Source organism: Bradyrhizobium sp. 482_C4_N1_8 (genome assembly GCF_052075965.1).
Lineage (GTDB): Bacteria > Pseudomonadota > Alphaproteobacteria > Rhizobiales > Xanthobacteraceae > Bradyrhizobium > Bradyrhizobium barranii.
On record NZ_CP197231.1, the window covers coordinates 8277501 to 8290643 of the forward strand.

The following is a 13143-nucleotide window of genomic DNA, read 5'->3' on the forward strand; positions in this document are numbered from 1 at the left end:
CTCCATCTGTTTGTAGGTGTCCGGTTTCAGGTCTATTTCACTCCCCTCGTCGGGGTGCTTTTCACCTTTCCCTCACGGTACTGGTTCACTATCGGTCGCTGAGGAGTACTTAGGCTTGGAGGGTGGTCCCCCCGCGTTCAGACAGGATTTCACGTGTCCCGCCTTACTCGTGGATACATCATCGCATTACTCGTACGGGGCTATCACCCTCTAAGGCCCGGCTTTCCTGACCGGTTCCGATTGTCTTTGATGTATCACTGGCCTGGTCCGCGTTCGCTCGCCACTACTAACGGAGTCTCTGTTGATGTCCTTTCCTCCAGGTACTTAGATGTTTCAGTTCCCTGGGTTTGCTTGAAACCTCCTATGTATTCAGAAGTCTCATACCTTCTCTTGATAACCGGAAATCCAAAACCTCTTCGATCGAAATCTAAAGGCCTAGGCATCTCTCATTTCTGATCGAACCCCACACCAATGTCTTTCGACAAAGGTCTTGGAGTTCCGGCTATCGAAGGTGGGTTTCCCCATTCGGAAATCCATGGATCAAAGCTTCTTCGCAGCTCCCCACGGCTTATCGCAGCGTAGCACGTCCTTCATCGCCTCTCAGCGCCAAGGCATCCACCGAACACCCTTAAGGCACTTGATTGCTCTCATTATCAATGTCCACACACTCGGCAGAATGTTGTCTGCAGAATTACCTTGCGGCACGCGCCCTCGATGAACGCTATCTGCAGCCGGACAATGATTAGAAAGACCAGCTTGCTTCGTAAGATCGTTCCGATAGCGAGGCGGTCAAGCTTCGCTAAAAGGATCATTTACAACTCGCATTCCTCTCAGACGCAGCCTTGTGAGCTACATTGAAAGGCGCACGAGCGCCGAAATGATCCGGAGATAATGAAGTATCGCGCAACAATTGCTTGTTGCCCGATCCAACTCGGATCGATCTCCTCTTTACGATGTCAGAAATCACGCAGCTTACTGTCCATCCGGACTAGTAAGTGCGAAGTGATGTTTCGCGGACGATTTAGGTGCACGATCAGTCGATGATCAAACCATCTGGTGGAGCCAGACGGGATCGAACCGACGACCTCATGCTTGCAAAGCACGCGCTCTCCCAGCTGAGCTATGGCCCCGTAACCAGAAGACGAATGCTCACTCGATGAGTGTGGTGGGCCTGGGAAGACTTGAACTTCCGACCTCACGCTTATCAAGCGCGCGCTCTAACCAACTGAGCTACAAGCCCCTAACGCATATCCAGTCAAGGACCAGGGATTCTGCAAGCTTGCAGCCCCAGCGCGTGTTCGTCCGCGAAGAAAGAGAAACGAAGACGGCGAAATCCCGCCAATGCAGCTCAACAATCCTGACGATCGTTGGCCACTGATGTTTCTAAAACGGTTCGATAGAAGCAAGCTTCTGAAGAACCATCCTTAGAAAGGAGGTGATCCAGCCGCAGGTTCCCCTACGGCTACCTTGTTACGACTTCACCCCAGTCGCTGACCCTACCGTGGCCGGCTGCCTCCCTTGCGGGTTAGCGCACCGTCTTCAGGTAAAACCAACTCCCATGGTGTGACGGGCGGTGTGTACAAGGCCCGGGAACGTATTCACCGTGGCGTGCTGATCCACGATTACTAGCGATTCCAACTTCATGGGCTCGAGTTGCAGAGCCCAATCCGAACTGAGACGGCTTTTTGAGATTTGCGAAGGGTTGCCCCTTAGCGTCCCATTGTCACCGCCATTGTAGCACGTGTGTAGCCCAGCCCGTAAGGGCCATGAGGACTTGACGTCATCCCCACCTTCCTCGCGGCTTATCACCGGCAGTCTCCTTAGAGTGCTCAACTAAATGGTAGCAACTAAGGACGGGGGTTGCGCTCGTTGCGGGACTTAACCCAACATCTCACGACACGAGCTGACGACAGCCATGCAGCACCTGTGTTCCAGGCTCCGAAGAGAAGGTCACATCTCTGCGACCGGTCCTGGACATGTCAAGGGCTGGTAAGGTTCTGCGCGTTGCGTCGAATTAAACCACATGCTCCACCGCTTGTGCGGGCCCCCGTCAATTCCTTTGAGTTTTAATCTTGCGACCGTACTCCCCAGGCGGAATGCTTAAAGCGTTAGCTGCGCCACTAGTGAGTAAACCCACTAACGGCTGGCATTCATCGTTTACGGCGTGGACTACCAGGGTATCTAATCCTGTTTGCTCCCCACGCTTTCGTGCCTCAGCGTCAGTATCGGGCCAGTGAGCCGCCTTCGCCACTGGTGTTCTTGCGAATATCTACGAATTTCACCTCTACACTCGCAGTTCCACTCACCTCTCCCGAACTCAAGATCTTCAGTATCAAAGGCAGTTCTGGAGTTGAGCTCCAGGATTTCACCCCTGACTTAAAGACCCGCCTACGCACCCTTTACGCCCAGTGATTCCGAGCAACGCTAGCCCCCTTCGTATTACCGCGGCTGCTGGCACGAAGTTAGCCGGGGCTTATTCTTGCGGTACCGTCATTATCTTCCCGCACAAAAGAGCTTTACAACCCTAGGGCCTTCATCACTCACGCGGCATGGCTGGATCAGGGTTGCCCCCATTGTCCAATATTCCCCACTGCTGCCTCCCGTAGGAGTTTGGGCCGTGTCTCAGTCCCAATGTGGCTGATCATCCTCTCAGACCAGCTACTGATCGTCGCCTTGGTGAGCCATTACCTCACCAACTAGCTAATCAGACGCGGGCCGATCTTTCGGCGATAAATCTTTCCCCGTAAGGGCTTATCCGGTATTAGCACAAGTTTCCCTGTGTTGTTCCGAACCAAAAGGTACGTTCCCACGCGTTACTCACCCGTCTGCCGCTGACGTATTGCTACGCCCGCTCGACTTGCATGTGTTAAGCCTGCCGCCAGCGTTCGCTCTGAGCCAGGATCAAACTCTCAAGTTGGACTTGAACTTTGAACCGGCTGATCACAACGTTTGACGAGGTCCCACCATTATTTCGACAACCGAAGTCGTCGAGCTGCCCGCGATTCACATCGCTGGCAGCGATGGTGTTTCCTTTAAAACGTGTACCGCCGAAGTCTTTCGTCCCCTCTCAGAACTCAAAAGCCGAAGCTCTTCAGTGTCCGAGAGGCGCAAGGACTCCGCCGTCCACGTTTCTCTTTCTTCATCTTCACTTGTCAAACAGCCCGGGACCAGGTGGCCCCTACCTTCCAGAGTGGAAGGGTTCCCGACACCCTCACCGACGATGAATGAACTCCAATCGACTTACGTCGACTGTTGTGTCACTCAACAAGGTGAGGAGCATCAGTGGCGCGTTCGCTCGCCTTGGTCAGTGACCCGGCGGCGCCGCGCTCAGTGGTCGGGTTATAGGCCCCCCCGCCCGGGATTGTCAACGCCCATTGTCAACAAATCGTCGCACGGTGGATCATCGAAAAAAATCCAGCGATTCCAGCCAATTAGAAAGGCCGCTAACGGCCGGATCGAATTTGCACCGCAAAAGATCTCAAAAAAAATTTGCCCGCCGGCGGGCTCCGGAAGCCCTGGCAGGCGGAGGCCCATCCAGGCCGGACCGAGCCCTCGTTCACGGCAGACGAGCCCCATCCAAGGCCGGACCGAGCTCCAGCCAAGGCCAGACCTGGTCCCCCGGCGCCTGCCAGACGGGCTTCTTGCGCCCGGCCGTTCAGGAAACTTTTCCATATTAGGCGCCGTACTAGAGCCACAATCCCGCGGCGTTCTGGTACAGACAAGCTTGAATCGCGGGATGCCAGTGGGGGCTGCCGGCGATTTTCATTGGGTCAGAGGAAGGCGATCTTGCAGATGACGCAGCCTTCCTCCGACATTCGAGAGACATCGAGAGACCTTTACCCGTCCAGCTGTTCGTAATTTCGGCCGGCCCCATCGAGGGCTTTCTGAGCGCGGGCGCCTGTGCGGCTTGCCTTTTCCGGCGATCCCCCTTCAAGAGGGCGGCCAGGAGAGGTTCGAAATCAGGCATCTTGGGTCGTTGATTGGGGGACTTGGTTTGAACCACAGGACGTCGCGCGGCGCTTACGGGCGTGAGACCGGGATCATCGATCTCGGCCACGAACCGCCGCTGTCCGTCGATGGTTCCGAGGCCGCCGTCATCGATCGCCGACGCGTTTCCGTGCAATGGTTCAGCGGGACAATTCTGACCGGACTCTGCGGCGCAGCCCTGATCGGCGGCGCCGTTTTCGCTTCTCTCGACGGTGAGATGACCTTCGCCAAGGTGCCTGAGCGCGTCGAAGGCGCGCTGCGCGGCGCATTCGGCGCGGCCGATCGCGCCGCCACGCTGCACAAGAGCGACCGCCTGCCGCCGCCGAACGAATCCACGGCCTCGCGCAACATCGTCCGCGTCTCCACCGTCGCCCGCGTCGGCAACCGCGACGTGATGCGGGTGCGCCCGTTCGTCCGGATCGCCGGCAATCTGTCGATGACGACGAGCGATCTGTCGGCGAAAATCCCGCCGTTCAACGCCCAGCGCCTGCTCACCGATGTCGGCTCCGATCCGAAGACCGCGGCGGAAGATCCGAACAATCCCGAAGCCGTCGAGCCCGATGCCGAAGTCTCCTTCGTCACCAAGGACCTGTCGCCGGTGCTGCCGAAGGCCAAGATTTCCGCCGTGGTGGCGCTCGACGACATCCTGATGCGGGTGCGCGACGCCGCCAACTGGCGCGGCAATGGCGGGGTGCGCTACGCCTCGCTCGCCAATGCCACCGCCGACGTCTCCGGCGCGACCGGCCCCTCCGACATGAAGATGGCCTACGCCACCGAAGCGTCGGCGTCCGATCCCTATGCCGGCTTCGAGACGCGCGTGGTGCCGGAAAACGTCACGCTGCTGCCGAAGACCAAGGAGCAGATCACCGGCGGCAATCCCAATGGCGAGCGCGTCCACGTGGTCAAGAAGGGCGACAGCGTCGGCTCCGTCCTGCGCGATCTCGGCGCGACGGCCGAGGAGATCAAGGCGATCACCGCGACGCTCGGCCCGCGCGGCCGCGACGGCGGCCTGAAGGAAGGCGAAAAGCTCCGCATCCTGATGGCGCCCGCAAGCCCCGGCGCCCGCCTCCAACCCTATCGCGTCGTGGTTGCAAACGACACCATGGTCGAGGCGATCGCGGCGCTGTCCGATCTCGGCAAATACGTCGCGGTCGACGTCTCCAGCATGAACACCGTCGCCGATGCCGCGGCCAACGCCAACAGCGACGACGATGACGACGATGACGGCACCGGCGTGCGGCTCTACCAGAGCATCTACGAGACCGCGATGCGCAACAAAGTCCCGATGCCGGTCATCGAGGACATGATCAAGATCTACTCCTACGACGTCGATTTCCAGCGCAAGGTCGCGCCGGGCGATTCATTCGACGTGTTCTACGCCGGCGAAGAAGAGGGCACGACGTCGAACGAAAAGAACGACGTGCTGTTCGCCTCCCTCACGGTCGGCGGCGAGACCAAGAAATACTACCGCTACCAGAGCCCCGACGACGGCGTCGTCGACTACTATGACGAGACCGGCAAGAGCGCGAAAAAATTCCTGGTCAGGAAGCCCGTCAACAACGCGATCATGCGCTCCGGCTTCGGCGGCCGCCGCCACCCGATCCTGGGCTATGTGAAGATGCACACCGGCGTCGACTGGGCCACCTCCTACGGCACTCCGATCTTTGCTTCCGGCAACGGCGTGCTCGAGAAGGTCGGCCCCGAAGGCGGCTACGGCAAATATATCCGCATCAAGCACTCCAACGGCTACGAGACCGCCTACGGCCATATGTCGGCTTTCGCCAAGGGCATGGAGATCGGCAAGAAGGTGCGGCAGGGCCAGGTGATCGGCTTCGTCGGTTCAACCGGCCAGTCGACCGGCCCTCACGTCCACTACGAAATCCTGGTCAACGGCCGCTTCGTCGATCCGCTGCGCGTAAAATTGCCGCGCGGCCGTTCGCTGGAAGGCACGGTGCTGGCGGGCTTCGAGAAGGAACGCGACCGGCTCGACGCCATGATGAGCGGCCGCAACGGCGCCATCGCCCGCATTTCGGACGCAACCGGCGGCCCGTTGCAGGTCACCAACCGCTGATCCTTTAGACCGGCCGAAATCGACCGGACATCTCTGGAAAACATGATCAGGAGGCGACGTCGTCAAGCGACGTCGTTTCACTGCGCCACAACGTCAAGTTTTGTTTGCCAAAGCGGCATCAAGGCATCGCGCGCGGGAGCGACGGCAGACTGATCGTGGCGGAAGTGGGCGCCAGGCGACTGATCGAGATCGCGCCGGACGGCGGCAAGGTCACCGAGATCGCTGGCAATCTTCCGATCGGGCTGATGGGCGCACCCGGGAGCCTGCCCAGCAACATCCCGACCGGCGTCGCCATCGGCGCCTCCGGCGTCATCTACTTCTCCTCTGATATCGAGAACGCGATCTACAAGGTCACCAGGAAGTAGCGCGGAGGAAACCAGCCCGGTGGAACCGGCACGCGAGTTTGCCGGTTAAATGCTGACGGAAGCCGACCAACAGGAGGATCCCCATGCGGCGCCTCTCACGCGACGATGTCGTCAAGACAGTGGATCGGGCCGACGAATTCACCATCGCCCAGATCATCGGAACCGGCGCGACGGTCGAGGAACTCGCCGAAGCCCAGGCCTGGCTCGCCAATGACGAGCCGATGATCAATGATTTGCGCCCGCTGGCGCACGGACGCGTGCGCGAGCTTGTCGACATCCTGTCGGAGCTCGAAGAGGACAGCGACGAGCAAGGTCCAGCCGAACCCGGCTCAACATCCGCAGTCAGCTAGAGCGAACCTCGTCAAAGCAATTCGCCCCGGAGAGTTGGCCTCTCCGGGGCGATTTTTCGTTTTGCAGTGAGCGCGACGATCAGTTCAGCTTCCGCTTCGACACCGGCGCGTCGAACTGGGTGATTTCCGCGGTCTGCGGCGCCTTGCCGTTGAAGGTCAGGACGTTGCCTTCGGACGAGATCGCAACGTTGTCCCCGTCCTTGACGTCTCCAGCCAGGATCATCTCGGCAAGCGGATCCTGGAGGTAGCGCTGGACCACGCGCTTCAGCGGCCTTGCGCCGTAGGCGGGATCCCAGCCTTTCGCAGCAAGCCAGTCGCGGCCCGCGGCATCGAGCGTCAGCACGATCTTGCGATCGGTCAACAGCTTCTGCAGCCGGGCGAACTGGATCTCGACGATCCGGCCCATCTCGCTCCTCTGCAGGCGGTGGAACAGGATGATCTCGTCGACACGGTTCAGGAACTCGGGCCGGAAATGCCCACGCACCATTCCCATCACCTGTTCACGCACCGCTGAGGTGTCTTCGCCCTCCGGTTGATTCACCAAATACTCCGAACCGAGGTTCGAGGTCATGATGATCAGCGTGTTGCGGAAATCGACGGTGCGACCCTGGCCATCGGTCAGGCGGCCGTCGTCGAGCACCTGCAACAGGACGTTGAAGACGTCAGGATGCGCCTTCTCGATCTCGTCGAACAGCACCACCTGATAGGGCCGGCGCCGCACCGCTTCGGTGAGCGCGCCGCCCTCGTCATAGCCGACATAGCCGGGAGGCGCACCGATCAGCCGCGAGACCGAGTGCTTCTCCATGTACTCGGACATATCGAGGCGGACCATCGCGGTCTCGTCGTTGAACAGGTACTCCGCCAGCGCCTTGGTCAGCTCGGTCTTGCCGACGCCGGTGGGCCCCAGGAACATGAACGAGCCGGTCGGCCGGTTCGGATCCTGCAGGCCTGCGCGCGAACGGCGCACGGCGGTTGCGACCGCACGCACGGCCTCGGCCTGGCCGACGACGCGCTGTCCGAGCTGCTCCTCCATCTTCAGGAGCTTCTCCTTCTCGCCTTCCAGCATCTTGTCGACGGGCACGCCGGTCCAGCGCGAGACCACCTGCGCGATGTGGTTGGCGGTGACCGCCTCCTCCATCATATCGCCAGAGCCTTCACGCGCCTCGATATCGGCGAGCTGCTTCTCAAGCTGCGGGATCCGGCCATAGGCCAGCTCGCCGGCTTTCTGGAATTCGCCGCGCCGCTGTGCGTCGGCGAGATCGACGCGCAGCGCGTCCAGCTCTGACTTCAGCTTCTGGGCGTTGGAGAGCTTGTTCTTCTCTGCGCTCCAGCGCGACGTCAGGGCCGCGGATTTCTCTTCGAGTTCGATGAGCTCCTTCTGAAGCCCCTCGAGACGGGTCTTGGAGCCGAGATCGCTCTCCTTCTTGAGAGCTTCCTGCTCGATCTTGAGCCGGATGATCTCGCGGTCGAGCGAATCCAGCTCTTCCGGCTTGGAATCGACCTGCATCTTCAGCCGCGCAGCGGCCTCGTCCATGAGATCGATCGCCTTGTCCGGCAGGAAGCGGTCGGTGATGTAGCGGTTGGACAGCGTCGTCGCCGCCACGAGCGCGGAATCGGTGATCCGCACGCCGTGATGCTGCTCGTACTTGTCTTTCAACCCACGGAGGATCGAGATCGTGTCCTCGACGGAGGGCTCGCTCACGAAGATGGGCTGGAAGCGCCGCGCCAGTGCCGCATCTTTCTCGACGTGCTTCCGGTACTCGTCGAGCGTGGTGGCGCCGATGCAGTGCAGCTCGCCGCGCGCGAGCGCGGGCTTGAGCAGGTTGGACGCGTCCATCGCGCCGTCGCCCTTGCCGGCGCCGATCAGCGTATGCATCTCGTCGATGAACAGGATGAAATTGCCCTCGCTCGCGGTGACTTCCTGGAGCACGGCCTTCAGCCGCTCCTCGAACTCGCCGCGATATTTCGCACCCGCAATCAGCGCGCCGAGATCAAGCGAGAGCAGCTTCTTGTCCTGGAGGGTCTCGGGCACGTCGCCGTTGACGATGCGCAGCGCGAGGCCCTCGGCGATGGCGGTCTTGCCGACGCCGGGCTCACCGATCAGGACGGGATTGTTCTTGGTCCGGCGCGAGAGCACCTGGATGGTGCGGCGGATCTCCTCATCGCGGCCGATGACCGGATCGAGCTTGCCGTCGCGCGCAGCCTGGGTCAGGTCGCGGGCATATTTCTTCAACGCGTCATAGGCATTCTCGGCGGTCGCGGAGTCCGCCGTGCGGCCCTTGCGCAGCGCCTCGATCGCGGCATTGAGGTTTTGCGGGGTGACGCCGCCCTTGGCCAGGATCGCGCCGGCCTCGCTGGTCTTTTCCAGCGCGAGGCCGAGCAGCAGCCGCTCGACGGTGACAAAACTGTCGCCAGCCTTCTCGCCGGCCTTTTCGGCGGCGTCGAAAGTGCGGGCGAGCTCGGGCGCCAGATAGATCTGGCCGGCGCCGCCGCCGGAGACCTTCGGCACCTTGTTGAGGGCATCCTCGGTCGCCTTCAGGATGGCGCGGGAATTGCCGCCGGCGCGGTCGATCAGACCAGCAGCGAGGCCCTCATTGTCGTCCAGCAGAACTTTCAGGACGTGCAGCGTCGAAAACTGCTGATGCCCCTCGCGCACCGCAAGCGATTGCGCGGACTGAACGAAGCCCCTGGAGCGTTCGGTATATTTGTCGATGTTCATGTCTTTTCTTTCCCTCGGCCTGCCCCTGGAGCCCTCTAAGGCACTCCAAACGGCATCTTCATTGGGTTTCCGCTGGACGCGTTGACGTTCCTCAACCGGCAGCGGTCGTTAGCAGCCGGCGCTGGCGCCGGCCTGACCCAGATGTGGGAAGCTTGGCCTCGGATCGGAAGAGGCGCGTTCACAATTTCGTGCACGGGTCCGCCTGCTTGGCGCCAGCAGGTCGAATCCCTTAAGTAGCGACATGACAGCCAGCCAGACTGCCGAAATCACAGGCCTTTACCGTTACCCGATCAAGGGCCTGACGCCGGAATCCCTGCCCCGGGTCCCCTTGCGGATCGGCCAGACCCTGCCCGCCGACCGCCGCTACGCCATCGAGAACGGACCCAGCGGCTTCGATCCGGAGGCGCCGGCCTGGAAGCCGAAAATCCAGTTCCTGATGCTGGCGCGTAATGAGCGGCTGGCGTCCCTCGACAGCCGGTTCGAGGACGCGACCAACCGCCTGACCATCCGCAAGGACGGCCAGATCGTCGCCAGCGGGGACATCGAGACCACTGCCGGGCGCGCCGCCATCGAGGATTATTTCACGGAGAATTTTCAGCCGGAGCTGAAGGGCCCGCCAAAAGTTCTGTCCGGCCGCGACCACAGCTTTTCCGACGTCGCCCGCAAGGTCGTATCGATCATCAATCTCGACAGCGTCCGGGCGATCGAGACCATGCTCGGCGGCGCCGCAGTCAATCCACTGCGCTTCCGCGCCAATCTCTACGTGAAGGGCTGGCCGGCCTGGTCCGAGCTCGACCTCGTCGGCGAGACACTGGCGATCGGCGAGGCCCGGCTCAAGGTGGTCAAGCGCATCGTCCGCTGCCCGGCGGTCAACGTCGATCCCAAGACCGCGCAGCGCGATCTCGAGATACCGCCGACGCTCTCGCGCAATCTCGGCCACATGGATTGCGGCATCTATGCCGAGGTCATCGCCGACGGCGAGATCGGCGTCGGTGACGCGATCGCGGTGGAAGCGCCGAAGCTGGTGTGAGCCGTCCGACGCTGCCGTAGGGTGGGCAAAGCGAAAGCGTGCCCACCACTCCGGTCCATCGAACTCCGCTGCACCGCCGGTGGGCACGGCGCTTGCGCGCCTTTGCCCACCCTACGGCTCCGTCGTCAGTTCGGCATCACATACGCATAGATCCGGCCGCGAGAGACCGGCGCCTCGCGAACACGATTGCCGTTGTTGCCGGAGATCATGATCGGATTGCCCTGCGCGTCCACGCCGGTGATGATGCCGACATGGCCGCCCCGGCGACCGCGCGACATGACCGCGATGGCGCCGACCTGCGGACCGGAGACGCGCGTGCCGTAGCGCGCGAACGAGCTCGCCATGTCGGAGCCGGTGCCCTGATGGCCGGTATGCTGCAGCACCATGTTCATGAAGCGCGCGCACCACAGGCTGCCGCGCCCGGTCGGATTGCCGCCGATATAACGGCGCGCCTCGGACACGAGGCCCGATCCGCCGCCGAAGCCGCCACCGCTATTGGCCATTCCAGGATTGGTCATTCCGTTGTTGGCCATGCCGCCGACATTGGCGTTCGGATTGTAGCTCGCCTGGGTGTCGGCGAAGCCGCTCGCCTGCAACTGCGCCGCGCCGCGCTCGAAGCGCGAGCTGCGGGCATGGTGGCGATAATGACGGTAATGATGATGTCTGGCGTGGTGCACGTAAGCGTGCCGCTCTGCGCTATGACGATGATGCGGCCGCGCTGAGGCCGGAGAAACGAACGCGGCAACCGCCGCGAAGAAAATCGCCAGCGCGACAACACAACGCGACAGGCGAGACGCAAACAACTCCAACATACTTCATCCTTCTTGACACCCCACTTCCCCAATCGGCCCGTGCGATGGCCGGCATCCGTCTGGCCGTTAAGCCGCCGGATGTGGCGAGAAAAAGACGCCACGCCCGCGAATAGCTGCGATGATTTTGTGCCGGTGCTGGCTTGAGGCTGCCGCATTGCGGACAACAACGTTAACTGCAATTCTCCAAAGGCGGCTTGAAGAGAGGGAAACAGTTAATGCCCCACGCCACGACCAGGGACGACGTCCGCATCTATTTCGAAGAAGCGGGTCAGGGAACGCCGATTATTTTTCTGCATGAGTTCGCGGCCGACTACACCAATTGGGAGCCGCAGATGCGCTACTTCTCGCGCGGCCATCGCTGCATCACCTATTCCGCGCGCGGCTACACGCCGTCGGACGTACCTGATGGCGAGGTCTACACCTACAAGCATTTCTACACCGACGCGCTCGCGGTGCTCGATCATCTCAAGATCGAGCGCGCGCATCTCGTCGGCCTGTCGATGGGCGCCTATTCGTCACTCCAGATCGGGTTGAACTCGCCGCAGCGCGCGCTGTCGATGACGCTGGCCGGCGTGGGCTCAGGATCGGAGATCGAGAATCTAGACAACTGGCGCAAGCAGTGCCGCGCCAATGCCGAGCAGTTCGAGACGCTCGGCTCCGCCGAGGTCGCAAAGGTCACGCGCGAGGCGCCGAGCCGGATTCCGTTCCTGGTGAAGGACCCGCGCGGCCACGCCGATTTCTACGCCGCGCTGGCGCGCCACGATGCCAAGGGCTCCGCGAACACGATGCGCGGCTTCCAGGGCGGCAGGCCATCGATTTACACGATGCCGGATGCCATTCGAGGTGTGGCAACGCCCGCGCTGATCATCTGCGGCGACGAAGACGATCCCTGCGTCGAGGCAAGCCTGTTCTTGAAGAAGCACCTGCCCGCGGCGGGCCTCGCGATGTTTCCGAAATCAGGCCACGTGCTCAATCTCGAAGAACCCGCGCTGTTCAACGAGAGCGTGGAGCGGTTCGTGACGCTGGTGGAAGCCGGGCGCTGGCCGGTGCGCGATCCGCGGTCGCTGGCGGCGCATTAGACTGCCAGTCGCTGTCATTCCGGGATGCGCCGACAGGCACAGGCCCGGAATGACGGAAACTACTTCCCCTGCCCGCGCGTGAGCAAGAACACGCCCTGCTCGCCGAACATGTTCCACACCCACCACGGCAATCGCAGCCGCAACGGACGGCCGTAGAGATCCAGCGCCTCGGCGCGCTCCATCTTGACGTGGATCGCGTCGCAGAGCTCGACGAAATCCTTGATGGTGCAGAAATGGATGTTGGCGGTGTCGTACCAGGTCGCCGGCAGATTCTCGGTGCGCGGCATGTGGCCGCCGACCAGGAGCTGGAGTCGCATCTTCCAGAAGCCGAAATTCGGGAACGACACGATGGCGCGGCGGCCGATGCGCAGCAGATTCTCCAGCACGACCCGCGGCTGCCGCGTCGCCTGCAGCGTCTGCGACAGGATGACGTAATCGAAGGCGTCGTCGGGATAGTTGACGAGATCGGTGTCGGCATCGCCCTGCACCACCGCGAGGCCCTTGGCGACGCAGCGATTGACGCCCTCGCGCGACAGCTCGATGCCGCGCCCGTCGATGCCGCGGGTCTCCAGAAGCTGGAGCAAATCGCCCTCGCCGCAGCCGACGTCGAGCACTTTCGAGCCGGGCTTGACCATCTCGGCGACCAGCAGATGATCGGCGCGAAACTGGCCGGACTGCTCCGTCGCAACGCCGCCCAGCGGCAGCACTTCCTGCACAGACATCGCTAGCC

At 61.8% G+C, this 13143-nt stretch carries 7 protein-coding genes, 2 tRNA genes, 2 rRNA genes and 1 pseudogene (1 of these 12 cut by a window edge); 5 read left to right on the forward strand and 7 right to left on the reverse strand.

The features are described from left to right. The 4 genes from AB7Z56_RS39265 to AB7Z56_RS39280 form a co-directional block, all read right to left on the reverse strand. A 23S ribosomal RNA gene (locus AB7Z56_RS39265) occupies nt 1-643 on the reverse strand; it reaches 2230 nt to the left of the window's first position. 411 nt (nt 644-1054) lie between these two features. Next, nucleotides 1055-1130 (reverse strand) — tRNA-Ala (locus AB7Z56_RS39270). Between the two features lie 33 nt (nt 1131-1163). Continuing rightward, nucleotides 1164-1240 (reverse strand) — tRNA-Ile (locus tag AB7Z56_RS39275). A 188-nt stretch (nt 1241-1428) separates the two neighbouring features. Next, nucleotides 1429-2917 (reverse strand): 16S ribosomal RNA (locus AB7Z56_RS39280). Together the 16S and 23S rRNA genes with 2 tRNA genes alongside form the textbook arrangement of a ribosomal RNA operon. 1077 nt (nt 2918-3994) lie before the next feature. On the opposite strand from AB7Z56_RS39280, the gene AB7Z56_RS39285 reads away from it, so the two are divergent. From AB7Z56_RS39285 to AB7Z56_RS39295, 3 genes and pseudogenes are all read left to right on the forward strand, one after another. After that, the gene (locus AB7Z56_RS39285; RefSeq protein ID WP_063985769.1) at nt 3995-6058 is read left to right on the forward strand and encodes a M23 family metallopeptidase; all 2064 of its coding nucleotides are present in this window, start codon (nt 3995-3997) and stop codon (nt 6056-6058) included. 110 nt (nt 6059-6168) lie between these two features. Beyond that, a pseudogene (locus tag AB7Z56_RS39290) lies at nt 6169-6423 on the forward strand (hypothetical protein); the annotation flags it as partial. An 83-nt stretch (nt 6424-6506) separates the two neighbouring features. Continuing rightward, nucleotides 6507-6773: a hypothetical protein gene (locus tag AB7Z56_RS39295; protein WP_063985771.1), complete on the forward strand. Its 267-nt coding sequence runs from the start codon at nt 6507-6509 to the stop codon at nt 6771-6773. A 79-nt stretch (nt 6774-6852) separates the two neighbouring features. Here AB7Z56_RS39295 and clpB read toward each other — a convergent pair whose 3' ends face one another. Next, entirely contained in the window at nt 6853-9492 is a 2640-nt protein-coding gene (gene clpB / locus AB7Z56_RS39300; protein ID WP_063985772.1) for an ATP-dependent chaperone ClpB, read from the reverse strand. A gap of 241 nt (nt 9493-9733) precedes the next feature. On the opposite strand from clpB, the gene AB7Z56_RS39305 reads away from it, so the two are divergent. Beyond that, nucleotides 9734-10522, forward strand: a complete 789-nt coding sequence (locus tag AB7Z56_RS39305; protein ID WP_063985773.1) for an MOSC domain-containing protein — start codon at nt 9734-9736, stop codon at nt 10520-10522. 125 nt (nt 10523-10647) lie between these two features. Here the strand turns inward: AB7Z56_RS39305 and AB7Z56_RS39310 are convergent, their stop codons facing one another. After that, complete coding sequence (locus tag AB7Z56_RS39310; protein WP_063985774.1) at nt 10648-11334, reverse strand: NlpC/P60 family protein; 687 nt, start codon at nt 11332-11334, stop codon at nt 10648-10650. Nucleotides 11335-11549: 215 nt separating this feature from the next. Here AB7Z56_RS39310 and AB7Z56_RS39315 point away from each other — a divergent pair, with 215 nt between their 5' ends. Beyond that, nucleotides 11550-12413, forward strand: a complete 864-nt coding sequence (locus AB7Z56_RS39315) for an alpha/beta fold hydrolase (protein WP_063985775.1) — start codon at nt 11550-11552, stop codon at nt 12411-12413. A 59-nt stretch (nt 12414-12472) separates the two neighbouring features. On the opposite strand, the gene metW is transcribed toward AB7Z56_RS39315, so the two are convergent. Further along, the gene (gene metW / locus AB7Z56_RS39320; RefSeq protein ID WP_063985776.1) at nt 12473-13135 is read right to left on the reverse strand and encodes a methionine biosynthesis protein MetW; all 663 of its coding nucleotides are present in this window, start codon (nt 13133-13135) and stop codon (nt 12473-12475) included. Nucleotides 13136-13143 lie beyond the last annotated feature (8 nt).

Bases quoted from the DNA above. Each gene is read 5' to 3' on its own strand.
- AB7Z56_RS39305 (WP_063985773.1), top strand. From the start codon at position 9,734: ATGACAGCCAGCCAGACTGCCGAAATCACAGGCCTTTACCGTTACCCG.
- metW (WP_063985776.1), bottom strand. From the start codon at position 13,135: ATGTCTGTGCAGGAAGTGCTGCCGCTGGGCGGCGTTGCGACGGAGCAG.
- clpB (WP_063985772.1), bottom strand. From the start codon at position 9,492: ATGAACATCGACAAATATACCGAACGCTCCAGGGGCTTCGTTCAGTCC.
- AB7Z56_RS39315 (WP_063985775.1), top strand. From the start codon at position 11,550: ATGCCCCACGCCACGACCAGGGACGACGTCCGCATCTATTTCGAAGAA.
- AB7Z56_RS39295 (WP_063985771.1), top strand. From the start codon at position 6,507: ATGCGGCGCCTCTCACGCGACGATGTCGTCAAGACAGTGGATCGGGCC.
- AB7Z56_RS39310 (WP_063985774.1), bottom strand. From the start codon at position 11,334: ATGTTGGAGTTGTTTGCGTCTCGCCTGTCGCGTTGTGTTGTCGCGCTG.